This window comes from Bacteroides sp. (genome assembly GCF_028690125.1).
In the GTDB taxonomy this organism is placed as follows: domain Bacteria; phylum Bacteroidota; class Bacteroidia; order Bacteroidales; family Bacteroidaceae; genus Bacteroides.
Genome location: NZ_JAQVBV010000021.1, coordinates 70836 through 95388 on the forward strand (window position 1 = coordinate 70836; position 24553 = coordinate 95388).

The 24553-nt window shown below is 38.3% G+C and carries 32 protein-coding genes and 2 tRNA genes; 1 reads left to right on the top strand and 33 read right to left on the bottom strand.

Going from position 1 to position 24553, the window contains the following annotated elements; genetic code table 11:
* Positions 1–153 precede the first annotated feature (153 nt).
* The 12 genes from PHO71_RS14540 to PHO71_RS14595 form a co-directional block, all read right to left on the bottom strand.
* Positions 154–576: a hypothetical protein gene (locus PHO71_RS14540; protein WP_300204681.1), complete on the bottom strand. Its 423-nt coding sequence runs from the start codon at positions 574–576 to the stop codon at positions 154–156.
* Positions 573–881: a hypothetical protein gene (locus PHO71_RS14545; protein ID WP_300204683.1), complete on the bottom strand. Its 309-nt coding sequence runs from the start codon at positions 879–881 to the stop codon at positions 573–575. The genes PHO71_RS14540 and PHO71_RS14545 overlap by 4 nt, the downstream gene beginning before the upstream one ends.
* 237 nt (positions 882–1118) lie before the next feature.
* The gene (locus PHO71_RS14550) at positions 1119–1619 is read right to left on the bottom strand and encodes a hypothetical protein (RefSeq protein WP_300204686.1); all 501 of its coding nucleotides are present in this window, start codon (positions 1617–1619) and stop codon (positions 1119–1121) included.
* Positions 1616–2221 carry a hypothetical protein gene (locus tag PHO71_RS14555; RefSeq protein WP_300204688.1) on the bottom strand — a complete coding sequence of 202 codons (606 nt, stop codon included), beginning with the start codon at positions 2219–2221 and terminating at the stop codon, positions 1616–1618. The genes PHO71_RS14550 and PHO71_RS14555 overlap by 4 nt, the downstream gene beginning before the upstream one ends.
* A gap of 6 nt (positions 2222–2227) precedes the next feature.
* Positions 2228–2512, bottom strand: a complete 285-nt coding sequence (locus tag PHO71_RS14560) for a hypothetical protein (RefSeq protein ID WP_300204690.1) — start codon at positions 2510–2512, stop codon at positions 2228–2230.
* Positions 2513–2546: 34 nt separating this feature from the next.
* A complete protein-coding gene (locus PHO71_RS14565) occupies positions 2547–3005 on the bottom strand; it encodes a hypothetical protein (protein WP_300204692.1) in 459 nt (152 codons plus the stop codon).
* A gap of 619 nt (positions 3006–3624) precedes the next feature.
* Complete coding sequence (locus tag PHO71_RS14570) at positions 3625–5196, bottom strand: pentapeptide repeat-containing protein (RefSeq protein WP_300204695.1); 1572 nt, start codon at positions 5194–5196, stop codon at positions 3625–3627.
* Positions 5197–5223: 27 nt separating this feature from the next.
* Positions 5224–5982, bottom strand: coding sequence for a hypothetical protein (locus tag PHO71_RS14575; protein WP_300204697.1), 759 nt, complete (start codon positions 5980–5982; stop codon positions 5224–5226).
* Between the two features lie 56 nt (positions 5983–6038).
* Positions 6039–6842, bottom strand: a complete 804-nt coding sequence (locus PHO71_RS14580; RefSeq protein WP_300204700.1) for an RNA ligase family protein — start codon at positions 6840–6842, stop codon at positions 6039–6041.
* A 16-nt stretch (positions 6843–6858) separates the two neighbouring features.
* Positions 6859–7272 (bottom strand): hypothetical protein, encoded by a 414-nt coding sequence (locus PHO71_RS14585; RefSeq protein ID WP_300204702.1) that lies wholly within the window; start codon positions 7270–7272, stop codon positions 6859–6861.
* Between the two features lie 75 nt (positions 7273–7347).
* A complete protein-coding gene (locus PHO71_RS14590) occupies positions 7348–7503 on the bottom strand; it encodes a hypothetical protein (protein ID WP_300204705.1) in 156 nt (51 codons plus the stop codon).
* A 77-nt stretch (positions 7504–7580) separates the two neighbouring features.
* On the bottom strand, positions 7581–8684 hold the full coding sequence (locus tag PHO71_RS14595; protein WP_300204707.1) for a tyrosine-type recombinase/integrase: 1104 nt from the start codon (positions 8682–8684) through the stop codon (positions 7581–7583).
* A 124-nt stretch (positions 8685–8808) separates the two neighbouring features.
* On the opposite strand from PHO71_RS14595, the gene PHO71_RS14600 reads away from it, so the two are divergent.
* Positions 8809–8893 (top strand) — tRNA-Leu (locus PHO71_RS14600).
* Here PHO71_RS14600 and PHO71_RS14605 read toward each other — a convergent pair.
* The 21 genes from PHO71_RS14605 to PHO71_RS14705 all read right to left on the bottom strand — a co-directional run bounded on the left by PHO71_RS14605 (position 8894) and on the right by PHO71_RS14705 (position 23966).
* The gene (locus tag PHO71_RS14605; RefSeq protein WP_300204710.1) at positions 8894–9226 is read right to left on the bottom strand and encodes a hypothetical protein; all 333 of its coding nucleotides are present in this window, start codon (positions 9224–9226) and stop codon (positions 8894–8896) included.
* A 220-nt stretch (positions 9227–9446) separates the two neighbouring features.
* Complete coding sequence (locus PHO71_RS14610) at positions 9447–10082, bottom strand: hypothetical protein (protein WP_300204713.1); 636 nt, start codon at positions 10080–10082, stop codon at positions 9447–9449.
* 411 nt (positions 10083–10493) lie between these two features.
* Positions 10494–10958 (bottom strand): hypothetical protein, encoded by a 465-nt coding sequence (locus PHO71_RS14615; protein ID WP_300204716.1) that lies wholly within the window; start codon positions 10956–10958, stop codon positions 10494–10496.
* Between the two features lie 123 nt (positions 10959–11081).
* A complete protein-coding gene (locus tag PHO71_RS14620; protein ID WP_300204719.1) occupies positions 11082–11372 on the bottom strand; it encodes a hypothetical protein in 291 nt (96 codons plus the stop codon).
* Between the two features lie 317 nt (positions 11373–11689).
* Positions 11690–12388 carry a hypothetical protein gene (locus tag PHO71_RS14625; RefSeq protein ID WP_300204720.1) on the bottom strand — a complete coding sequence of 233 codons (699 nt, stop codon included), beginning with the start codon at positions 12386–12388 and terminating at the stop codon, positions 11690–11692.
* A 524-nt stretch (positions 12389–12912) separates the two neighbouring features.
* Positions 12913–13377 (bottom strand): hypothetical protein, encoded by a 465-nt coding sequence (locus PHO71_RS14630; protein WP_300204723.1) that lies wholly within the window; start codon positions 13375–13377, stop codon positions 12913–12915.
* 5 nt (positions 13378–13382) lie between these two features.
* Positions 13383–13625 carry a hypothetical protein gene (locus PHO71_RS14635; protein WP_300204726.1) on the bottom strand — a complete coding sequence of 81 codons (243 nt, stop codon included), beginning with the start codon at positions 13623–13625 and terminating at the stop codon, positions 13383–13385.
* Between the two features lie 5 nt (positions 13626–13630).
* Positions 13631–13855 carry a hypothetical protein gene (locus PHO71_RS14640; protein WP_300204728.1) on the bottom strand — a complete coding sequence of 75 codons (225 nt, stop codon included), beginning with the start codon at positions 13853–13855 and terminating at the stop codon, positions 13631–13633.
* 5 nt (positions 13856–13860) lie between these two features.
* Positions 13861–14787 carry a DNA cytosine methyltransferase gene (locus PHO71_RS14645; protein ID WP_300204731.1) on the bottom strand — a complete coding sequence of 309 codons (927 nt, stop codon included), beginning with the start codon at positions 14785–14787 and terminating at the stop codon, positions 13861–13863.
* 1067 nt (positions 14788–15854) lie between these two features.
* The gene (locus PHO71_RS14650) at positions 15855–16319 is read right to left on the bottom strand and encodes a hypothetical protein (protein ID WP_300204734.1); all 465 of its coding nucleotides are present in this window, start codon (positions 16317–16319) and stop codon (positions 15855–15857) included.
* Between the two features lie 249 nt (positions 16320–16568).
* A complete protein-coding gene (locus PHO71_RS14655) occupies positions 16569–17180 on the bottom strand; it encodes a hypothetical protein (RefSeq protein WP_300204736.1) in 612 nt (203 codons plus the stop codon).
* Positions 17173–17580, bottom strand: coding sequence for a hypothetical protein (locus tag PHO71_RS14660; RefSeq protein WP_300204739.1), 408 nt, complete (start codon positions 17578–17580; stop codon positions 17173–17175). Before PHO71_RS14660 ends, PHO71_RS14655 begins: the two co-directional genes overlap by 8 nt.
* Positions 17581–17644: 64 nt before the next feature.
* The gene (locus PHO71_RS14665) at positions 17645–18028 is read right to left on the bottom strand and encodes a hypothetical protein (RefSeq protein WP_300204742.1); all 384 of its coding nucleotides are present in this window, start codon (positions 18026–18028) and stop codon (positions 17645–17647) included.
* A 52-nt stretch (positions 18029–18080) separates the two neighbouring features.
* Positions 18081–18338, bottom strand: a complete 258-nt coding sequence (locus tag PHO71_RS14670; RefSeq protein ID WP_300204745.1) for a hypothetical protein — start codon at positions 18336–18338, stop codon at positions 18081–18083.
* Between the two features lie 58 nt (positions 18339–18396).
* On the bottom strand, positions 18397–18828 hold the full coding sequence (locus tag PHO71_RS14675; protein WP_300204746.1) for a hypothetical protein: 432 nt from the start codon (positions 18826–18828) through the stop codon (positions 18397–18399).
* Between the two features lie 89 nt (positions 18829–18917).
* Positions 18918–19439 (bottom strand): hypothetical protein, encoded by a 522-nt coding sequence (locus PHO71_RS14680; RefSeq protein WP_300204749.1) that lies wholly within the window; start codon positions 19437–19439, stop codon positions 18918–18920.
* Between the two features lie 674 nt (positions 19440–20113).
* Positions 20114–20186: transfer RNA gene (locus PHO71_RS14685), tRNA-Gln, on the bottom strand.
* A 259-nt stretch (positions 20187–20445) separates the two neighbouring features.
* Positions 20446–20874: a hypothetical protein gene (locus PHO71_RS14690; RefSeq protein ID WP_300204751.1), complete on the bottom strand. Its 429-nt coding sequence runs from the start codon at positions 20872–20874 to the stop codon at positions 20446–20448.
* A complete protein-coding gene (locus PHO71_RS14695; RefSeq protein WP_300204753.1) occupies positions 20871–21788 on the bottom strand; it encodes a transglutaminase-like domain-containing protein in 918 nt (305 codons plus the stop codon). Before PHO71_RS14695 ends, PHO71_RS14690 begins: the two co-directional genes overlap by 4 nt.
* Positions 21789–22164: 376 nt before the next feature.
* On the bottom strand, positions 22165–22737 hold the full coding sequence (locus tag PHO71_RS14700) for a hypothetical protein (RefSeq protein WP_300204756.1): 573 nt from the start codon (positions 22735–22737) through the stop codon (positions 22165–22167).
* On the bottom strand, positions 22737–23966 hold the full coding sequence (locus tag PHO71_RS14705) for a hypothetical protein (protein WP_300204758.1): 1230 nt from the start codon (positions 23964–23966) through the stop codon (positions 22737–22739). The genes PHO71_RS14700 and PHO71_RS14705 overlap by 1 nt, the downstream gene beginning before the upstream one ends.
* Between the last annotated feature and the right edge of the window lie 587 nt (positions 23967–24553).

A 24553-nucleotide genomic window follows, 5' to 3' on the forward strand; every position in this document is an offset into this window, starting at 1 on the left:
ATCGTCATAAATAAAAATGTTGTTAGATATGCGATAATGATGTTTTGGGTTGTTATTAGGTAGATGATGATTGTCGCCCAGATTATATTAAAAATTAATATTTTTGTTGGGTTGAACATGGTTGTTTCTCGGGAATTAAATCGAATTCAGGGGTCAGTAGGGATAACGGTAGGGGTATTTGGATCCGGTCGGATAGTATTCGATTCGTGTTTTCTGATAGATATCATAGAATACTGTTGCACAGGTGTTGCATTCGAAAGGAATCATGATTGTGTTATCTGAAGTACTAAATGATGCGGATCCTGATTTGATAATGTCGTTTGAATCACAGTTGGGGCATGTGTGATAGAGTATTATGGGGGTTATATATTCGTTTTGGAGAGTTCCGTATTTGGCTTTTGAGGGGATTGTTGGGTCTGGATTGAATTCTATGATATCTGAGATATTATCATGATTGAATGTTGGAGGATTTTCGTTTAGTTCTGTTAAGATAATTTCTTTGGCTTGATCTTCTGAATCTGCCATGATCTGAAGGGTAACTTCAGCAGTTATACAATATCTTTTTTTCATCATCATTCTTTGAAAAATTCGAGAAGTTCGTCGATTTTCGATTCGATATCTCTGTCTCCTCGGAACGAGATGCAGCAGTCTTCTGAACTCCAAAATCCACTAATTGTGCGAGTGTTGGTGTTGATTTCAATATGTGGACCGCCGGTTGCCATAATAAATATGATGTTCTGAGTATTCCATCCTGTTTTGGATGAATATTGTGTGCGTTCAACTTCGATGATATCTTCAAGCAGGGTGTCGATAGAGTCGTCTCTGATCTGTTCGAGAACGGCTTCACAACTTTGTCTGAGTTTTTTGTAGGTGCTGTTCATGATATACCTTTAATGGTTTTATGTGGTGTTTTTTGGAGTCTGCGGCTGATTGAGTGTTGTGCTGTTCCATTATACCAATCGGCATGACGACATGCTATTCCGCGAGATTCCGTTAATGATATATATAGTTGGGGAAGTTTTATTTTTGGTTTTGAAAGGGTGATGGTTTGTTGGGGGAGAGAATAGATTAAAGAGGTTGATTTTTGAGGGATTGGGTGGAATTTCATGTGATCATCTTTATTTATGTAAATCGGATTTTTCTCTGATAGTTTCAGAGATTAATTCTGCATTTTTCATTTCGATATCAAGCCATTCGTCTTCGTGAGCTGAGAATCCGCAATTGCTACAATGGATGATGCTGTTGTGGTTGGGATCATAGATCCAGGGGCGCATGGTTGAAGGGAGCCGGGGTTTGCAGGAGTCACATGGGCAGTATTGAGGGTAGCTGCATTCCGGGCATACGAATGCAATGCTTGTGATTCCTCCGGGGATATGGCTGCTGTTGGTTTCTAAGAAGTCGTTGTTGTTTCGGGAGATTCTGAGTTTGAGATGGGCTGAGGCTTCTGTCGAAGATGTGAAATAATTGCCGCTGATGAAGTGGGGGGTTGAGGGATTCTTTATTTCGATATGAGTGCTGTATTCGTTTTTGTGGTTCCATTTGAGAAGGACATATCTGAATGATCGATCGATATCTGATCCTTTTGACCAGGCTGATGCGTAAAGGATAGTGGGGTTCATGTTTTGTCTTCTGAAATCTCTTTGATTTCGTACATTCCGTTTTCAATGGCAAGACCGATTGATCGGTATTCGTCAAGATAAGTATCGATATCTTTATCGTCGTCGTCGTCGTCTTCGATATAATCTGCTGCGATTTTTCTGGATAGAGAATAAAAAGCATCAGTCATATTTAGAAGTTCAATGATAAGATTGAAATCGGTGAGTGTCCAGTGTTCGCGTGGGAGTTCATCTGGATATTCTCTGTTTGCGATTTTTAGTTTGTAAATGGATATGATGAATTCTGTTGATATTTTGAGTAAACGATCAATATTTTGAGTATTTGAGGGATAATTCCAAAGCCAGAGATCGTTAGGGGTTTTGATTTGATCGATACCGGTTTTTAATTCGGTGAGTTGGTTGTGTAGATCGAAAAGAGTAATATCAGAGGTTTCGTCTTCGATATTGGTTAGTTCGAATTTAGTTGATAATTTGGATCCGCATTTTGGACATTTGAATCGATAATATATATTGGTTTTATCGAATTCATCTGAAGTGTAGTCAAGATCGGTGTTTTTGCATCTTGGACATTCCAGGATTTTGGGGTAAGAGGTATTTTTATTCATGTTTTGTTATTCCAGGTTGGGTGGATTGATGTTGATGGTATCTGTGTGGAACCATACCTTGTAGCGATCAGGGTTTGCGAGAGCGTATTTGATGAAATTGATTGTGTCGGGATCTGATCTGGTGCTGGCAGGTTCATGAGAATCGAATTCAGATGGATTGTAGTTCTTTATCCAGATATAACCAGTTTTTGTTTTTTCATTGAAGATCGGGGTGCGAGTCCATTTTACTGAACGTTTGCCGGTGACGACAATATGTTTGATTCCGTAGATGTTGAGACCGTTGAGTTTCATTTTTTTATTCTCCATGTTTTTTTAAAAATTATATTCATACATTACATTGGGTTTTTTTGAGGTTTGATTTTCGGTGGTTTGTAGTATCAATACGATCGATATCTTTGCTTGTTGGAGGGTTGTCTTTCATTTCGGTAAGAGCTTGAATAATTGCTTTGTTTTGGTTTGTTGCTGTTACGGTGATGGTTTTTTTAAAGGTTATGTTGAACGTTTTTTGGTGGGTTTCGACATAGTCACCCCATGAGCCGATTTGGTATGAGGTTCCGTCGTGGAATATTGTGGGGGAGTAGGTATCACCCATGTTGAGGTATACGAGATCCGGGTAGTCCGGATAGAGGGATTCTACGCCATAGTTGTTTTTGATAAAGGGAGCGATACTTTTCAAAACTGTTGTAGGAGGTAACCAGGTTGTGCTGATAAACGATTGGATATAATCTGCGTCGCCTTCAGCAATATCGAAATGTTTTTGGAGTTCGTGTGCAGTGATTTTCATTCTTTTTGCCCCTGGTTTTTTGGAAGGCAATCCAAGGCTGTAAGACCTTCGATATATTTGTTACATGTGCTGCAATAGATGCCTGTGCATCGGGCGTCATTGAGGTCGGGTTCGCCTGTGACGAATATTTTGTTTGAATTAAGATATACAGGGATTTGAACTCGATCGAGAACTTCGATGATTTGTTTTGTTTTCTGTTTACAGTGAGGACAAATGAACATGGTTATTCTTCCTTGGTTATTTTTCCAATTTCGATATTGGTGATACAGACCTGTGCAAATATTGTGTTTCAGGTTGTGTTACAGTCTTTGCATTTCATGAAATGAGTGAATTGAGCTTGTTCGGTATCGCTGATGATATCTGTAGTTACGGTGTGTCCAGAATCGCATGAAGGGCAGTTGAAGGGACGGGGATATTTTGGAGTGGTTTCTTCGCATTCGGGATCGGTGAGGGAAAGGAGATTGTAATTTTTTGTATATTGCTGATTGCAGGAGGGACAGTAGATTGTAATATTGATCCAATCGTTGTATATATCTATATCTTCGATTTTGAAATTTTCGTGTCCACATATGTGGCATTGGGTGAGACAAAGAGAAGTTGGGGGGATAGGTTTTATTTTTTAATTTCCTTTTAGTTTTTTGACATCAGTTCTGTGAAACTGGTTGGCGAGGGGGATGAGGCTGTTCTGGATTTCGGTGATCTCCGGATCGTCGCATTTTAATGCGCAGAAGTGGTAGAGAATCTGAATCGCGATTCGGCGATCAACGAGCATGTCGAGTGATCCGCAGTGGAGCGGGAGACAGGATAGATCAAGGTTTGCTCCGGTGAGGTTGGCTCCGATAAGGTTTGTTCCGGTGAGGTTGGCTCCGAAGAAGTTTGTTCCGGTGAGGTTCGTTTCTGAGAGATTGGCTTCGGAGAGGTTGGTTCTGGAGAGGTTGGCTTCGGATAGGTTGGTTTTGGATAGGTTGGCTTCGGAGAGGTAGGTTTTTGAGATATTAACATGGGAGAGGTTGGCTCCGAAGAGGTTGGCTCTGAAGAGGTTGGCTCCGAAGAGGTTGGCGTAGGATAGGTCGGCTCCGAAGAGGTTGGCGTAGGATAGGTCGGTGTTGGAGAGGTTGGTTTTGCTGAGGTCGGCTTCGGTGATGTCGGCTCCAGAGAGGTCTGCGTAGGATAGGTCTGTTTTGAATAAGTTAGCTTCTGAGAGGTTGGTGTTGGATAGGTTTGCGCATCTGCCGTTGTTGGGGTCGTTTAGCCATATTTCGTGGTTTTTTAAGATTTTATCGAGTTCGTTTTGGGTAAGAGTTTTCATCTTTTGTTCTCCCAGGTATTCGTTATCATAAAATTCTGAGATGCAGACCGGTCGCCACCCCGAATCGTATCGGTCGTTTTCGTTTGCGTCCTGTATATAAGAGTCGTAAGCCTCGATTAGATCAAGGAATTGTATTCGGGAAAGGTCTTTATAGGTTGGAAGGGTTGGTGAGGTGTTGTTTAGTGTTTCGGCTGTAGATTTGGCGTCGTTGATACAGTGTTTAATATCTCCGATATAACCCCAACACGAGTCTATAGGTTCGTTTTTGTTGTGAGGATCGTAAATTTCGAATCCATAACATTCGCCACGGAGATATGAATCGTATAATTCGATTTCGTCGTTAAGGATTTTCCGGAGTTCTTCGTCTGAATGACCTTCAGATTCTTTTTTTGCGTAGATGTATCCAATTTGTCCTGAATCCCAGGGATCGTTGAAGTTATGCGTGCTGATAGCAACTCCGCTATGATCGAAGAGGTAGAGCGGGAGGATGATACAATATTCGTCGATAATACTAAGGATGGTTTCGGGATTGGTATAGTAGAGCTCTTCTGCACAGTGTGTGAGGACATCGGAGAGATCGTATTCTTCGTCACCATACTCGTCAAAATAGATGTCGATTGCCGGGATTGCGTCTGCAAGATCGTTGAGGATCTTGTTTTGAGTTTCGTCGTCGGCTGTGTCGATTACAGCAGTGAACATGTGTTCAAGGATATCTGCAGGGTTTTGTTTCTGGATATGACCGAGAGCGTACTTTCGGTGAGTGGTGATCATCGTACCTACGAGATCATACTCTTTGACGGGGTTTGTTGGGCATACGTCGTCGTTATGAATCTCGACGAGAAGATTGTTGTGAATGAACGCATCTACAGGTTTGTCGCACATGATACATTACCTCAATATTTTTATAATCTATTCGGGATAAAATCGGGTATGGATTTTTAAACAGATATCGGCGATGATTTTGTTTGCTTTTTCGTAATCGCCGAGGGTGTTGGTTGAATTATTGTCTTCGGTGAATTTGAGAAGAATGGGTAATGATGAATAGTGTTTGAAATAGTGAAGGTAATCGAGAATTGTTGAATGGTGAACGGTAGGATGTTTTGAATTGAGTTGTGTATGGAGAAAAGGGAGAATGGGTTGTTGTTTTGTTTCTGCAAGGAGTTTTATGAGAGGGTATTTGATGTTTTTGGTCCATAGTGAATGTTCTTTTGCAAGATTGATACTTAGTGTTGGATCCAGGTATATGAAATGACGTAGTGTATTTGTTGCGGTTTTTGTGATGTTTGGAGGGTATCGATCGGCATCGAGATAGCCAATGGTATAATCAGCGAATTTTGTGTAGTTGAGATCTGATATCAGGGAGAGAGCATATTCAATTATTGGGAGATCTTCGTCATCAAGGATCTTTTCCAGAGTTGATTTTGATTGGTTGTATATTGGATTGCAGTATTCGCAATATAAAACTGCTATTTTGTAGATTTGTTTAAATTCCTGATCTTCACGTGACCAGTTGTTGAGAGATAAGAGGATGCGTCTGAATGCGGGAAGAGTGATTTTATCAAGATTTGATTCCAGGATGGTTGTGTGTAGTTTGATTGTTGATAAATACATACTGAATAATCCTGTGATATGATGATCGAAATTGAATTTTGGATGTGTATTTGTCATAATTTCTGTCATATGAATACCTCCATATTTTTATAATAATTTTGAGAATAAAAATATTAGGAGTTGAGGATTGTTAAGTAATAAGAGACCAGATTTTTTGGAGGGCGAGCTTGATGTTTTTTGGCTTCTTCTGCAACAGCTTTACCTATAAGAGGCATTGCGGTTTTTATATTTGAGAAATGTCCTGGATGTTCGTCCCTGATACGGGTGATTGTCGAGTATACTTCTTCGTCGGGAAGATCGGGGATTAATGTGTTTGTTTGATCTGCTTTGTTTGTTGGGATTTTTTGAGGTTTGTCCGGTTTGATTTTGCAACGAGTGAGTAGGTCTGTTTTCAGGACATAACCTTCGATGTTTTTTTGGGTGGCTTCTGTTTTGAGATCGTTTATAAGGGTTGTGAGTTCAGATAATGAATTGACGATACCTGATTTTTCAATGGGGATGTAAGGGATATTGATCTCTTTAAAAGTGTTTTCAGCGAATTGTGGTTTCATGAATTGGTCCGGGATTCTATACAGGATATCAAATGCTTTGAAATCATAGTTTTTGTATGATGTTATCCTGCTTGGAGATTTTCCCGGTACGCAGATTTCGCCGTAGATAACAATGTCGCGATGATAATCCAGGTATTTTTCGAGGTCTGGGAACCAGTCGCATGATTTGATGTAGTTACTGAATTTGACATGCGCGGTTTCCATGGATCTTGATTGGATTGTAACTTTGTTTTTGATGAATGAGATGCCGATGTTTGATCCATCAATCTTTTTCTGAATGTGATACGGGGTGTTTACGAATCGGGTTTCGATATCGTTGTGATGGTTGTAGTAGTGTATTGAAGGATATTTACGGAACTGATACATGATATGTACCTCGGGACTATGGGTTTGCAGGGGTGATGGGAGGTGATATGTGACAGGTGATTGTTTCTACGAATCGTTCGGTGAATGGTTCTGTGTATGACTGTGTTATTTTTTTATGAATTTTCAGGATATCTTCATATTTCATTATTGGTTGTGATGGATGCCATGTTGAGGTGGGTCTGTCAGGGAATTTATACAGGATGAAATAAAATGGGTAGAACGGAGCGGATTCCGGATGATAATTTGATCGATAACAGTCTTTTGTGATGAATATCATATGGTTTGCCGGGGGGTTGTTGGTGTATTGATTGTATGTTTTTAGGGCTCGTTTGAATGATGTTGTTTCTTCGGCTGATATTGTTTTGAATAGGGGTTTTGGAGATAATACCAGATATTCTCCTTTGATGATGAAGTGTCTGTGGTGTTTCATAGAAGGTAGTGCGAGAGGTAGAGTAAGAATATGCCTCCGATGATTGCATAGAATGTTACTGATGTATCCATGGTATTATGATTGTTTTTTATCGACGATTTTCCAGATTCCGAGTTCTGTCATGACTTCTCCGATACCTGTAAGGTAGGGACGACATTTTTCGAAATGGAATAGTTCTTCTTTGGTGACTATACGAGGGTTTTCAGGGGTAGGAACATTTGAATTTGACATTGGTATGGTATGATATAGTATTCGGATTTGATACAAAAATTGAGAGGAGTGTGCCTCTGATACGAATGTATTGTGTGTTATAGGTTATAGTTATTACTTTTTTTTGTAAGTATTGAGATGGATTGAGGGTGATTAGAGATATCGTTATCCAGATGTTCTATTGTGTTGAGTGAATCTTCAGTGATTGCCATACTACATTTACGACAAAATAGTGAGTCGGATGGATTCATTTCTGAACATCGGGGGCATTTTATTGGGGTGAGAGATGGTGTTTTTTTGTGGGTTTCTTCCTGGAGGATACCTGCTAGCCGAAGTTCTGTTTCTTCGAGTTCTTTTCCTGAAAGATGCACGTAGATCCTTGACATGCCTGAACCGGGGGTCCATCCGAACCGGAGATTCATCTGGGCTTCTGTGAGATAATTGGCACGTTCTGTTGCTCTGGCGTGCCGGAATGCATGAGGGTGGATTCTTTTTGATATATTTGCGCGGTTTTGAAGAGTTTTCATCAGGTTTTCGATTGTTCTGATAGATAACCGGCGTCTTTCTTTTGACTTCGTTTCTATGAAGAGGGGGGAGGAAGTCATTCCTTTTAATGGATGCATATTAATCCATAACTGGATATCAGGTATTGAATCGATTAATCTTGCACGACGCCTACCTGTTTTACCTTCAAGAATACAAACACCACCAAATTGATCGAATTCTATGTGTCCAATATCGATATTGATGATTTCACCGATTCGTGCGCCGGTATCCCAAAGGATCATGATGAGTGCGCGATCACGTTGGTTATTGCAGGATTCTAGTAATTTAGAAATATCGTCGCGGGTAAGGACGTTTTTACTGGAAGGAAGAGTGTTTGAAGGTCTTTTTGGTTGGATGTTGGCGAAAATGATGGTGTGATCGTTTGGTTTAAACCATTTGAAGAAACGTTCAATATCTTTAATTTCGTTATGGACAGCCATGGGTTTATGATCGTTTTTTCTATCAAGATAGAAATCTTCGAGATCATCTGCAATAGCAGTATCAAGATCCTTAAATTCAAAGAATTTGATAAAGGTATAGATACGCCATAATTTTGTAGTGATTGTGCTGTCTTTTAATCCTTTTAGTTTTTGGTATCTGATCCATTTTTTTAAATAGGTTTTGTTGGGTTCCGGGATCCTCTCTACGAATTCCATAGGGTATCATGGAGTTCGAATATAAAAAATATATCGCTATAATTTTGACTAGCTTGAGGGAATGTTTCAAGTTTATGCATTAGATCTGCGTTTGGAGCCTTTGTTGAATGATTGGTTGTTGTGTGCGAGGGTTGCCGAGCCAGGTCAAAGGCGCTGCCTTGAGGGGGCAGTCTCGAAGGGGTTCGCCGGTTCGAATCCGGTCCCTCGCATTATAATTTAAATGGTTTGACGGTATGGAAAGAGAATGTGTCGTTGTGATCAGGACATTCGATTTTACCATTGTTGATGATGAGAACTTTACCGCAATAACTACAATATGGGTTTTTTAGTATTTCGAATGATGCGATTGCGAGATCACGTCGGAGATCTGAGACGGTTCTGCACCATTTTTTTGATTTTTGGATTTTTCTTTTATCAATGAGATCTTCAAGTAGGGTGTTATTGTTACAAATTGTAACATCGTCGTCCATAGCAAGTTGTTGCCATACCCTGAATTGGGGTGCATGATATGTTTTTCGGGAGGTTTTAGTTATACCAGGCATTGGTTATTCCTCTGTTATGGTTTGTTTTACCATTTTTCTTGGATTAATCGTTTTAGTCCGTCTATTTTTCCCAGAATATAGGGGTGTTTGGGATATTTTTTTAGGCGTTCTATTTCGAGTTTTATAAGAGGGGGGTTTGGTTTGTTATGTATATAATAGTTAAGTTCTGATTGTATACCTCCATAATATTCAGTGATTTTTTTCTCTCTTGATGCCATGATTATATTCCGCATAGGTCGCTGAGAGCCCAATATAGTTCTCGGTCGATTACAGCGTGTGCCATATCGAAATGAGTGAATTCTTCTTCTTTTTTGTAATTCATATTATATTCATCGAAATCGAAATCTGATGCGGATTTGTCGATATATTTTTCGGTGAGCTTTGATTCGACCAGGAATGTGTTGTCAATAATTTGGTAAAATAAACTGAAATCGGTATCGTGTAAAGTGAGTATGAGATCAGAAGATTCCGCGAGGGAGGTATATTCGCAGATTTTGGCGATTTCTTCCTTATACAGTTCTGAGATGTGTTCGATAATATCATTGAGATTGGAATATCTTCTAGTTTCAGGGATTTTGAGATCCATGAGCATAAAGTCGATTTCAGTCATTGTTGTAGTAGTAGGAGTCATGATGAGGTTTTTGTGCGTTGTAAGGGTTTGTTTAACAGGTACACAGACTGTAAGGTTTTCTGCAGAGTGTGCATACATTTCCGATTTTTCGTTCATATTCGATGTGTTTGAGATGTTCGTTCCAGCAGGTTTGGCAGAGGGCGCCTGCAAATACCGGATAACCAATTGGTTCCCCGGGAAAGTCTTTCCCGCATTTTGTGCATCTATACAGATCTGTTTTTTCATATATTTTGTAGATCTCTTTGAGAATATCCAGATTGCCTTTATTTAATTCATCGATTTCTTCCTGGATGAGAGGGAAACTTTGTAATCCTCCTTTGATCCAACAGATATAAGTAAATTGAGGATACCATACATAGAATCTGTTACGGGTTTTTCCGTTGATAACGTTGACTTTATAGTTTTGTTCTGCGCAGATACTAACGGTTTTGTATCTGAAGTATAATTTTGATGGAGATGAGGATAGAGGTGTATCGTCTGAGGTTTTTTTGTGTTGGTTAATACCATACCAGAGATCATTAGTAGTATGATCTGTTTTGGCACAATGATCACACATTATAAGACCGTTTCCGTCTGTCCAGGGTGTGTTGTAGGAAGCATTTTTTCCGCAGAAGTTACAGGTGAGAGAAGTGTCAGTCATATCGGATTCTCTTTTCTTTTACCAAAGTTGCATCCAAATTCGGGATGGTGATAAATGACCATTCCTTCACCAAAATCGTTAAAGACTGAGACGATTGGAGCATCATGAGGATAGTTTTTTTCAGATTCTTCTTCAGTTTCGTAATCTGAACCATAATGGATGGCTAAGATATTGCATTCGTTACAGCTACGGTTATGAATACATTCTTTGCATTTGACAATGGGATTTTTAGGTATGTGAGGGACGATTATTCCATAGGAATGTGTAAAGTAATTGAGACAATTCATGCATTTGAATTTGAGATCGATTGTTTCTTCTTTGTATTTGAGGCAGGGTGTTGAAAAATTGTTTGATGTGGCACCACAGTGAGGACAGGTGAGAGAAGTGTTTGTCATGAAATCAATCCATAAGATAAATGAATATAAATTAGAGTTATGAATACTCCAACTAAAATTCCCCATAGGAATGCTTGTGCTAATCCACTTAATGAGATCATACAATTTTCACCATCTTGGAGAAATGGGCATAAAGGGTTTTTTGGGAATAATTTGCATTTAATTTTCATTGGTTAACTCTAGTTTGTATTATTCGTCATCCTCGGGGAATTCTTCGTCGAAACACGATTCGCAGTAATAATTGCCATCATAAGTGCCTTTTGACGGGTTTTTGCAGATGCAACAGGGGTTATTTATTGATCGGTCGAGATAGGCGATATCGATGATATCATTGTTATATTCTTCCTGGATGATTTCTGTGATGCCGGAAATATTGAGGATATCTTGTACTGATAGTTCGCTGATCAGTTCGTCATATGCGTTGCGGAATTCGGTGTCGGTGATACGACCGTTATCAAGAGGTTTGAGTTCGGGAGTCATGGTATCTTTTTTTATTTAATTTAAAAATAATTATATAAAGTGGTTAGAGTGGGGTGATAGTGGCGAATATTTTGTTTTTGTGATAATCATTTAGGTTTGTGTAAATAGTGATTTTTGAGAGAGGGTGATGATCCCAGGGGATATCCTCTGATTTAATAATTGTGCCTTGTTCATCAACAAATATAGAATCTGGCATCCCTATTTTGATTTTGTTAATTGCAGTCTGTAAAGATGGACAGGTTATAGAAGTTATATATGATACGGTTACAAGGGAGGGTGGTTTTTTTTCTGACATAGATATCGTCGTGATAGAATTATTATAGGTTGTCATACCCGTGATGTTCTCGATAGAATTCTGATTCCATTATACCAATCATGATTTCGTCGCCATCTTCAAAATTGGTTTCAATGAATGCTCGGTCTTTGTATTTGACGAGGATATCAATTGCTTCTTTATCTGAGATGGTTTTGTGTGTGTACTGCGGAGGGATAAATCCGTAGGGGCTGGTGTGATAAACATATATCAATTGCCAGTTTTCGTTATCGTCTTTATAAAGGACGGTGGTTTCTGGAGCATCGAGGTTGTTTTCATTGAACCATATTCGTGTGGTTGCGTTATTTGAATATCGTTTTCTGATGGTTAAGAAATTATCAATGGTGGTGCAGGTGACATTGCACAGGGTTTGGTTATCATGGATATGGTTGCAGTAAATACAGTTTTCACAAGCTATTTTGTTTAGATAATGGGTTTGGATTGGGTATTCGTCGTCTGTATTGTATATATCATTTGGCTGGAATGCTAGAGGACAATTGATATAATATATTGGGAAATGTTTTAAAGGACGAGTATGATATCTGTTTTTTAATAAGTATGATTGGTAATCATCGAATTCTTCAATGGTGCTTGGAACATTACATTGCGTGCAGGAAAATAATGGTCCGGGTCCTTTTTTGAAATTTTTGTTAGTTTTGCAGTACGGGCAAATTGCTTTTCCAAAATCTGTTAAGACGTTCATGTTTATAACCCATATGTTATTTCGCCGGGGGGTTCGTCCCATAGTTCTTGTTCGGTGATATGTTTAATGAGAGTTGTGTTAATAGATATAAAAGCTTTTACAAAGGGAGAGTTGTGGTTGATGTAATATTTCGAAGTATCGGGATTTATGAGGATGATTTTGTATTTATTGAATTTTAGAAATATTTTGTTCGATTTTGGTAATGAGATTTCTAGATCTCGGGCAATATCAGACATCCAAAATTCTATATCATCCATATTATTTAGGATATATTCGAGGATTCTAAGTTCTTTTGTGTTTCCGAATAGTTTTTCGTAAGGGTACATCATGGTATGATCATATCTCCAGAATTTCAGTGCAATCAAGTTTACCTCTGCATTTAGGGCATTTCCAGGGGAACTGATCGATGTTGACGATTGTTTCGTAACCGCAGCCAGTATAAAATTTTGCAGAGTAGAAGATATCTTCGGGGTTTTGACCAGCACATACATATTTACGGTATTTTTTCATAGACATCTACCAAATTATAATTCTTTATTTTTTTCTTCTAGTTTAATATTGTGGATTTTGGCGATTTCTTTGATACGAGGACAGTGGTTTATCATTTTTTTGAGGTTTTTGGTATCACGAAGAATACAGGTGTTATTATGAGGACATGCGTTTTGGAATTTGAATTGGAAATTTATAGATCCAAAACATGTATTATCAAATAGGGATTCACAGTAATATTGATAGTAACCATCGTTTTCCTCTTTAATTTGTTTATCGCGAATTCTGGCGACTTCTCTGAATCGGGCGCAATGTGTCCATATTTTAGTATCGTTTTCTGATTCAAGTAAGATGCAATCTGTTTCGGGATCTTCGACAAATGGACATGGACCGTCGAAATATGGAGCGCCTTCACAGATACTTATACATAGATCTGCGTAATTATCAAGATCGGCGATGTGAGTATTCCAGTCTGCTGCTGGATTGTTTGTGTATGACATAATAATTACTTTTTATTGTTAGAAGTTTGATTGAGACATCGGGTAATGTGTCTGAGACGGGCGCAATGATCGATCATTTTTTCAGTATTGTCGGTATCCTGAAGAATACAGTTGCCGTTGTGGGGGCAGGGTTCTCTGAAGAATCCTTTTTTTGATCCTTCACATGCACCTATTAATAGAGATTCGAAATATTCTTCGTTGCGAATATGGGCATCCCAATCTGCTGCCGGGTTGTTTGTATAGGACATAATAATCACTTTGTTTTGAATATTAGGTTACTGATTTCTTTGAATTTTGTATAGTCTTTGATTTGTGTTGGAGTTACTAGTGCGTTGTGCTTGGCAACACCTTCCTTTTTCAGTTCTTCAACGAATGCCTCGGAGCAATATTTTAGAGTTACTTGTTTTTTCCAGATCCTCCAAAACCGACACATGTCTCCGCAATCTCCGTACTCGCATTTCTTGCAACGTTTTGCCATAATAATCATCCAATATATGTTTTTGATATTGATTCTGCGATTGCTGATGCTAGTTGTGATGGCATGGCGTTTGCAATCATCTGACCGATCTGGGATTCTGTACCTTTCCAGATATAATCCGGGGGGAATCCCTGGAGTGCTGCAGCTTCTGCAAGAGTGATGTTTCGATCTTCTGCGGGGTGGATCATATATACTTTTTTTGGATTAACTACTGTGGGTGCAGGTGTGGTGCCGGTAAGACGGATCATGTTTTTGTATTTACCGTTCATTGGTTGCCAATCGGTTGTTGAAGCTGTTTTGAATCGGGCTACAGTAGTTATATTAGATTTCATGTAACCCCAATTGTGAGTGATCGGAGAGAAAGCGTCGTTGACGGTTATTGCAGGATATTTTTTGATATCAGGGATCTTTGTTTTTGATCCGATGACTACCCATCGTGGACGGGTCTGGGCGGCACCATGATCAGATGCTTTTAGGCAGGTTGATCTGGTATGGTATTCCAGGTGTTTTGATTGATCAGATATCGCTATTTTGATATCCTTGGGCGTTCCTACGACGTTTTCAAGCACGAAGAAGTCGGGTTTGATTTCTGATACTAATCTCATGAAATCGTTGACGAGAAGGCGTCTGGGGTCGTCTGGATCTTGTTTAATGTTTCTTCGGCTCCATGCCTGACATGGAGGACCGCCGATTATACCTGTAATGCCGGTGAAGTCGTTGGTGGCGCCGGATAATATGCTGATGTCTTTTTTAATTGTTTGTGTTTCTGGATGGTTTGCCTGATATGTCTGGACAGCTTCCGGTTTGATATCAATAGCCTGAGATATAGTGAAATGGTTGGCAAACCCCGATCCCATACCTCCGGCACCGCAGAAGAGTTCGCAAATGCCATAGGTATCGGAATGAGTAGGGAATAATTCAGTTTGAGTCATAATTATCGGAAGGAGAATCTCCACACATCGTTTGATATAGAAGCGTGTTTTTTTATTGATTTTAGATATTCGGTTATTTCTGCGTTGATTTTTAAGTGGTTGGCGTGTTCTGGTTTATTATTAAAGTTATATGATTTTGTGATGGTTTGGATTGTTTCTCTTTCTTTGGAAGAGAGTTTTTTTGATGAATACATAGCTTGACAGGTATTTGGTCCGATTATAGATATGGGATATATTTTTGACATGTTTGTATATCACCTAGATAGTATTGGAGGAAATATTGTTTTGAGTTGATTGAAGATGTTGGTTCCCATTCAATTTTTGTGTAATCGAATCGAGGATATTTTTTGAGACTATAGGGAGAAATAAGTTCTATCAATTTGATATATTTTGATAGGTTGTGGAGAGGATTCGGAGGATCGAGGGGTTCTGTTTTGAGGTCTTCGATGAGGGTATCAAGAGTATGTAGGATTTTAAGGATATTGTCAATTTCAAGAGGGGTTTCGAGATGAGATTGTTCGAATTTGTAGTTTTTATGAAGGAGTTCGAGATATTCTATACGTAGTTTTGACAGTATAATATTTATCTCGAGGGTTTCGATATCTGTTTCTCTTGAAGTCATAAGGATCACTTATTTTTTTTAAGGTAATTTCGGGATTTTTTGAAAAATTTATTGTTACATATTGGGGCGATGATTAATACATATCCGTTGTTGGTTAGGTATAGGGGATGCGCGATCCCGTCGTTTCTGAAATATATTTTTGTTGGTTTTAAGATATTGAATACGTCGAGATTACGAAGATCAATGAATGTAGTATTTGTTAATTCTACATTAATTGAGTAATTATGTTTTTTATGAATATATTTGTTTACTTTATTGAGTAGACTGACGATTGTTGATTGTGAAGAATAATTGGGTTTATGGGTCGAATAATGTTTGTATAGAGCAGGGTTTTTGTAGTTATGGGTAATAGATGATTTTGGACATATACCAAAAATTTGGTTATTGAGATATACAATATTTTTTTTTGTTTTGGGAGGTGAGCAGGATGTGGGTAAGTGTCGTTTCATTCGTCCTCGGGTATAGTGTCTGGAACAAAAGCCCATGTCCATTCGTTGGATCCAAGTGAGTAAACGTGGATTCTTTTTTTGTTATAAATGATTTCTTTACCATGGGTGGATAGGAATAAGCAATGTTCGCTATCAAGATCATTACATTCGAATTCATCGGTTTTGGGATTGTAGTCCCAGTCTTCAAACTCGAACATATCTGTTAGGATTTGAATGATGGTTTTAAATTCGAAATGGGGAGTTCCCCATCCGTTCCAGGTTTTATGTTGAGTATATCCTGGATAGGGACCGAAATCGCCGATATAAAAATCAATTTTATCAAATGGAGGATCATGGTAGAATGTCGGGTTGAAGATATGACCGCAATCGTTGCATTCAACTTCGATTGAAATACAATCGTTATCGTCGAATTCGATATCGTAGAAAGTAAATTCCTGGGTTTTACAGTTGGGACAATACATAGTATCACTTATTTTGCAAGGAGGTCAAGGGTGTTTTTATGTTGTTTAAGAAGTTGAGTAAATGGACGGTATTTGATGATTCTTTGTTCATTACAGACAAATACGTTGAGGAATACACATCCACAGTTTTGGCATATTCGTTCTATTGAATGGAGATTATTGGTTTCGTCATATTTTGGAAGAGGGTTTGAGATAATTGTTAAATCCGATTGACAATTTGGACAGAGATAATGGATGATTGTATGCATGTTAATCTTCCGAGGTAGTTTCAGGAATAGGCATAATTTGAATCCAGGGAGTGTTGGGGATTTTGATTTGATATGTTTTGATTTTCATATCGTTGATTCTAATTGGATGGCAAAATGGAAATTTGAAGTAACCCGGAGCGTTTGGATCAGATTCAACTGATATGAATTCGTCTCGTAATCGATCATATACCCATTTTGTATTATCGAATCCGTAAATCGTTGATAGAATTTTCGTTGATTCCATGAAGTCGAACATAATTGGATCTTCGGTTGCATCATAATTTTCTTCGCGGATGTATCCTTTGAAGGGTCCGAGATTGAGTATTTTGAAGTAGCATTCTTTATAGAGAGGGTTTGAGAAGTGTGCGATGAGAGATTTAATGTCAGATAGAGTGCCTTTTGGGGATTTTATAGGAGAAAATCCATAATCGAAAAGTTCTGCTGTTTTATTATACCATCCTTCTTCTGCGAGTTTTGCTAATTCTGGATTAATGCATTTTAGTAAATAAAGTGCTTCCCGAGCTTTCCATAATCCTGTTGTGATGAGTTCAATGGCTAGATCAAGTGATTTGTTCGCATTGTGCATCATATTAAGTTCTTCTGATTCATACATTGTTTGATCTCCGGTTTATTTGTTTCATATAATATTTTACGAAAGCTGATTCGAGTCTGTTTTTGTAACCAGGAATACGATAGTTGCCGTGTTCGTCGAGGAATTCTGTTCTGCATATACCTGTGAGAAATTCTAGCACTCTATATTCGCAATCTTCTTCGAATACGATGATTTGATGGGTTTTTGGATCAGGGACAAAAGAGTTGCCTGTTTGGATGACATATTCGTGTATCTTTTCGATTTCGTCCTGGGTGAGTGAATCGACCGGGACGACATAGCCGCCGTGACCGGGAGTGTCCATGAAATAAACGTTTTCCCGGTTGGTTGGATCAATTGACTGGACGGGACCGCGCCAGGTGCGTTCGGCGACGGCTTTGAGCTGAGCAAGTGTGGGAGACATGATTAAGTTAGGAAAAGGTGTACGCGTACATATTTATAGGTTGGAAAAATGTGTATGGTGTTTTTTATCGGACGTATTCGAGGCGCCGGAGTTGTTCGGGAGTGGCTGCCTGAGCATCGTTAATGAATTTTGTTAAATGATCGATATTTGAATAATATGAACCGGTGAGTGATTCAAATGAGATATCATCACGAATAACTTTCCATTCACTACCGCCTTCAATCTGGTTTATGAAACAGAGGTTCTGGTAGATGAATGAAGTCCCGATACACCAGTTGTCGAATCTGAATTGTTCTGCGAGTTCTTCGATGGTTTTGCATTCGTAAAAGGATTTTTCATTAAACGGAGGATCCCATGCTTTTGAGATCCACATGTTTTTGTTTCCGATTTTAAGCCATGTTGGAATCATTGGGTGTGTCATTGTCAGTCTCCATAGTGGATTTGGCATATTCGAATGTTGCGTATTCTTTTTTTTATAAAATATACAAAATAATAATCATTTATCCGATTCTGCCGGAAGAGGGGAGATCGTTTGTTTGAATAACGCGCGTGATTGATTGACCTTCGTCGATTTTCCAGACAGGTTCTCCCGCGAATCGATCGTCGGGGATGATTGAGATTGAAGTTACGGGTAATCCGGTTGAATGATTTATAATACTGGGATAGATGTTGATGATACAGCCTTGAGTTTCGATATGGATGTAGTGTCCTCTTTTCTGAATAGAGGTTTCTCGGACTTCTTTCGTATTTTTTAACATATTAATCAAAAAAGAATTATATCTACTATTTTAAGTAGATTATAATAGATAAAAGTAGTTATTTGGGGATTTCTTTTGGGACCGGGGCTCCCTGACTTCCTCCACCAGCGATTTGACCGTTTTTGATGATGGTATATCCTTTACTGTGTTTTAGAATATATCCGCGCATTTTTTGGATTTCGTATTCGTCGATTTGTTGTGATACATATATTCGTTCTGCTTCAGGAAGACCTGATACTATGAAACTTCTGACTGCGGGGGATACGTGAATGTATCGAAGGTTTTGGGGAGGAGTATCTTCCGGGGAATTGGGATCAAGGAAATCAACGGTTTGTTGGTTGGTTTTATAGAGATCGTCACATTCTTTTTTGATATATTTTGTTTCGGCGATTGCTTGTACTGTTTGTTTCTTTTGGAGATATCCCCAAAAACTTGCACCTGCTGCTGCGGCTAGTCCGAGGAGGGATTCTATGGAGAAGGATTCTATCATATAGTTAAATGACAGATTCTTCTATAAAAGATTAATAGGGTTTTAAAGTGTTAGAATAAAAGTGTGGTATTGGAATAGAGGGAGATGTGTTATTTTGTCGATATTGTGAATTCTATTTTAAAATCCCATTTTGGGCAAGGTTCCTGCCAGTCGCGGAGATGAATATAAAGGTTGTGTGTTGGGTGATAGAATGTTTTTTGGTGAGTTAAGGTGATTTGTTCAAATTCGTCTTCGTCGTTTATTGATTCTGCGATTGTAGTTCGTTGCGGGGTAAGGGATGGGGGAAAAGTGTAGTAACTGATTTTTCCTTCACCTGATACGGAATTGTAATTTATGTTTATTGTAGAATAGTATTCGGCATTTTGCAAGATTTTTGATAGTGTTTTATCGCATAGAATTCGGTTGTTTAAAGATCCATAGAGTGTATGGGAAAGGTATGTCCAGTTGGTTCCGGGGATTTGTTTTCCGGTTATAGCGAAGTAATTTGGTTGTTCTACACGTTTATCTTCTTCGGTCAGAAGTTTTGGTTTGTCGATATCCATCATATTTAAAATAAATTGTGCATTTTTATTTTCCATTGATTTGTTAAATGCAATATTAATTTGGTCCATATATTGTGTTTCTGCCCTGAGTTCTGCAGCACAATCTCTGGTAGGATATTTTGAGGATTGTAGAATTTTGTTTTTTATAGTTAGCGGATCTTCGTTAATCATGTTGAAATTGAATTTTAAACCCATAGTATCACTCGGTTTCAGGATTTTTGATGTTGTTCAGATATTGTTCTTTGAGAATATGTTTTGATACTGTTAGATTAGATAAGAGTTTTGATAAGAGTTTTGCATTATCTCCCTGGTAACCACAATTGTGGATAAGGGTTTCGTTACTGAGAAGAGGAATGATTATATCGTTTCCATATTCGAGAATTTTATCAATTTGTGATATGATTTTTGGGATGTCGTGTGTGTATGTCATGGTATGCGCTCGGAAGGGTTTATGGTTTTTAACTAACAATTTATACAGAGGCAAGGGAAGGCAAGAGAGTCATTCTGCCAATTTTTTGTGTATAGCAAGAGGTACCGATGCCCAATCTGCAATTGGAGTCAAATAAGGGTATTAGGGTAGTTTATTTTTTTGTGTTTGGTGTTATATCAATATTCCAATTATATGTTGGGATGGAACATACAAATACGTTTTTGTTCTTTTTTAGATGATCAGAGTGTTTTTTAGGTTTTTCTTTTGGTAGAGACATAATGATCGCGTTTTTGTGTTGTTTTATAAAAAAAAATAGTCCCGGACGGATTCGAACCGTCGTCGCCGGATCCAAAGTCCTGCATGATTGACCGCTACACTACGGGACTGAAATGGTTTGGATCTCCCTGGTCCGAGAGATCCGTTCAAAGGAGGAATTTCCATGTGGGACTAATGTCTGGGGTTGACAAAAGCGGATATATTACGTTCATAGAACGGAGATTTTTTTAAAAACCTCAATACATAAAATGAATTCAATAAATTTAAAGATATGCCTGAGGTGTTAGAAATATATCGAGGAATGAGCCATTTAAGGCAGCCTCATTTCAGAGAATTTTTTTAGGATTCTCTAAATTATTATGAATATAATTAATATAAATGTTTTTGGGTGAGATCTATTTTTTGGAATTCCCATTTGATAATTTGTGCAAGGAATCCTTTGTTTGTAGGAGTATAGAGTAAATTGAGAATATCAATTAAATGTTCTGAGGTTGCCGGATTAATACATTCGGCTTTTGCAAAATAGTTAAGTAATGTTGAAGAGGAGTCGTGGGGGAGAGGGTCGTCTCCGAGACAGATATAATCCGGATATACTTGAATCGGAATTGCGGAGGATATAGTGAAATAATCGGATTGCCATGACCAATTTGAAAAATATGGTTTTCCTGCCCAGGTAAATACACAGAATTGATCGCCTGGTTTGAGTTTTTGGTTATTTTTTATGAGTTGAGTGCAATTTCCTGAGATGATTTTGTCGCGTTTTTCTGGGAGGAGGAGAGGTATTTTGTATTTTGTCATGATTTAGAGTTTGTTGGGTTGGGGAGTCCGTATGAGATATAGTAATCAAGATATTCGGGGAGTTCCATGAAAGCTGATATAATGTTATTTTGAGATTGGATTTCAAGTAAACGGTTATCTGCGCGATATTCTTTTGAGATATCGGTGAGGGATATACCGTTTGAGATGAGGACTGAAAATGGTGGGTCTGGGGATGTTATTTCTGAAGGATATCCATAATCAGAGTTAAAGACGAATTTGGTTCCGGTAGGTTCAATGATGATATAAGGAGTTTGTTTGTATGAATATTGTGGTGTTGTAGCGATACCTATGTTGACGTGAGGAGTAGGTTTTGAGTATCCGAGATAATATGTTTTGAATCCAAGTTCTTTGAGTAGATATCCCAGAAGATAACTTTGGTCTGAACATATACCCAGGTTATCATAAAGAGTGCTGTAAGGGTATCGGACCGTTTCGATATGTCCTTTTTTGATTGAATCTTGTTTGTTTTTATCATAGGGGATGTTTTTAACGAGACGTATTGCAAGTTTTGCTTGAGTTTGAGGGTTTGAGCTGATTGATTTTAGTGCAGTTATTAATGGGTTGAGGTGAGTGTTTGAAGGATGTGTCATGTATTGTTGGATGTGTTGAGTATCTATACCAGATATTGAGTAGATTATTAAAGTAGATTCTGATTGCGAGATGGTTGAATGGATACGTGGATCGAAATCCATATTGATGATATAATGTTGACCGTTATATGCGGTTCTGAAGGTTTGGGTTACAGGATTTTTTATTGAGGGATTAGATAGTGTAATTGTTTTTGTAGTGAAATCTGTGAAAGAATCTATTATGTTAAATGAATATACTCCTCCAAAGAAGATAATTATAAGAGTTATGAAAAGTATGGCAATGGTGTTTGTAGTTGTAGACATGAGTATCAATTAATAGTCGTAATAGTTTGTAAATTTACCGCCAATTATAAGGAGGACGATGATTGCTCCAAGAAATATGTATGTGTGAAAAACTAAAATATATGTGAGAGATATAATCAGGGTGATTTTTATCAGAGTTTTTATTTTGTTCTGATAGAGTTTGGCGGAGTTACGTAGAATTTTGAGAGACATGATTTGCATGAGATAATGGTATCTGTTGAAGGTTCGAGGAGATGAGATTCGTTACAAATTGGACATTCCCATTTGTGGTAGAATACTGTTACTGGTTCTGTGCGAATATAGATTCCTGAATGGCAGGGTTTGCGTTCAGTTGGATATACTAATTTTTTCATAATAATCATCAAAAAAAAAGGGATTATAAAGGAAGGGTTGCAACTGCGTTTTTAACTGCAGATCTGATTGTATCTGGTTTGATCCAGTAATCTGTTTCGATTGTCTGAAGGTATGGAGAGTTTTGGAGATTATTTAAACGGTGTAATGTTTGTTCAGCAGTATCAAGAACCCATTTGTTTTTGAGTTCTTCTGATGCAGGTACGATCGTTTCGATTCGGATAGAAATGAGAATCTTTTTATCAGGAGTTTCGTATGAATTGATCTTTCCGATCGCACATACAAATGTTACCGGTTCGAGTTTTGCAAGTTGCATCATTGCTTCCGGCTGATATGATCCTGCATTTACATAGAAGGTTCCTGTAGGATCTGCGATTCTTGCAACATACATGGGATGGTTATCACCTTTTTTCTCTTTATGAGTTAAAGTGCCAATGATGAGGACCCTGTTGCATTTTTCGCCTGAAGGAAGCACGTGGAATGTTGGTGCTTTGTCGTCGTTGGATTCTTTGAATGAATGGATTGCGCCGGAGAGTTCCTGGGCGAATATTCGTTTTGCAGGTTCACGAGTGAATGATCCGTAGTTTTTAGCAGGCATTATGCATCAACTCCGAAACTGTTTATAATGGTAACAAGTTTTGTTGTATCTAAAGGAGTATTCTCGATAGAATTTGCGATGAACATGTCTTCAAATGATCGACCGGAAATGGTGAAATATTGACCGATGATTTTTGGAGTAATGATAACTTCGATTTCTGACATGCCAAGAGGTTGTGATTCTGCAATATCGATTGCTTTATCAAGAGTCATATCAAACAGTTTTTCGCAGAGTTCGCATTGGATTAATACGTTATGTGCGGTATGACCATCATCGAGAATGGCTCGTAATCTGAGATCGTATTTGTATTTTGGCTGGAGTTCATGGATGTTGCAGAAGTTCTGACGAGTTAGAGGACGGTTACAGCCTTCGACAGGACATCTTTTGATGAGACCTGATCCTGACTGGATGTGAACGATACATCCTGAAATTGTTTTTTCGCCGTTCATGACATCGAGAGTTACATCATCGTTTTCAATGACGAGGGCATCTGAGATGTTAAGAGAGATTTTACCGTTCCATGAATCTGCGTTTGTAAAGTAGAGAGTATATACTTTATGTAGTTCGAGAGGAATTTGGTTTGAAGATTTCCAGGATACGAATTTGATGATACCAGATTCGTCTGCAATGAGACCTGTTTGATGGATTTTGTCTGAGAAAGGTTCCCATAGTTGGGTGATTTTACCCTGTACACTGGTGATACCGGGTTCAATAGAACCGATTTCGCAAAGTTTTGGCATGACAGATGTATCTGATTCTGTTTTTGTGATAGTGGTTCCTTTGTGGATTTTGATGTTTTTCTGTCCACGGAATTCGTCTACGACGGCTGATTCGATTTTATACCAGGATTCTTTTTCAAGAGGAGGTAATTCTGATTTTGAAAAGATGATATATTTGATAGCGGCGGAATCGTCTGCAATGATACCCATTTGGGTAACAGTTTTGCTTGGGTTATCTGATACGGAGATGACTTTTCCTTCGAATGTGATCCAGTCGTTTGGTTTGGTATTGATGAGTTTGGAGGTAGGAGTTATTTGTGCTTCAGGTTTGACCTTTTTTGGAGTGATATTGTTTTCTTTACAGATATCAGTTACAATTACTTTGATTGCTTCTTTATCCGGTACTCCGAATTCGTGGGTAAGACGAGTATAGTCGCGGGTTATACGTTCAATATTGGGGGTTAACCCATTATTTGAGATTTGTAGGGAGATAGTTTCGATAGAGGACATAATATAGATCTCCATAAATAGGTATGTAGTTCAACCTATTTATTGATATCTGTTTTTATTACTATAGTATATGAATGAGGTTTGATAATCATATTTTTTTATAATTATCTAATAAAAATTGAGACTTTTTTATAAGAGTTAACGGAGTAGATTGTGTTGTTTAAGTCGTTTTGTTAGGGTCGTAACACAACAGTTGTGTTCACGAGCGATTTGGGTATAGGGTTTGGATGTAGATGTGATATGCCGTAGATATGTTTTGTTATTAAGTCTGGGATCAACTTTTAATGGATTTTTTGGACGGGGAGGTATATCATATGAAGCAATGATGGATCGGAGATTTTGTGATGTTAATGAATATTTATTCAGGATGGTTTGTATAGGTATATCGTGGTTTTTATAATCGTTTAGAATGTTATGAGGATCTAATATATTTTTTGACATGATGTTCACTATATGACGGGATAGGTCAACTACCCCGCCCTGAAGGACGGGGCTTGAGGCTCTGCATAAATTCAGGACACTCGTCTGGGTGGCTGACTTCACACCCCTGTGATTCCAAGATATACCTGGAATCACGTGTTCGCAAT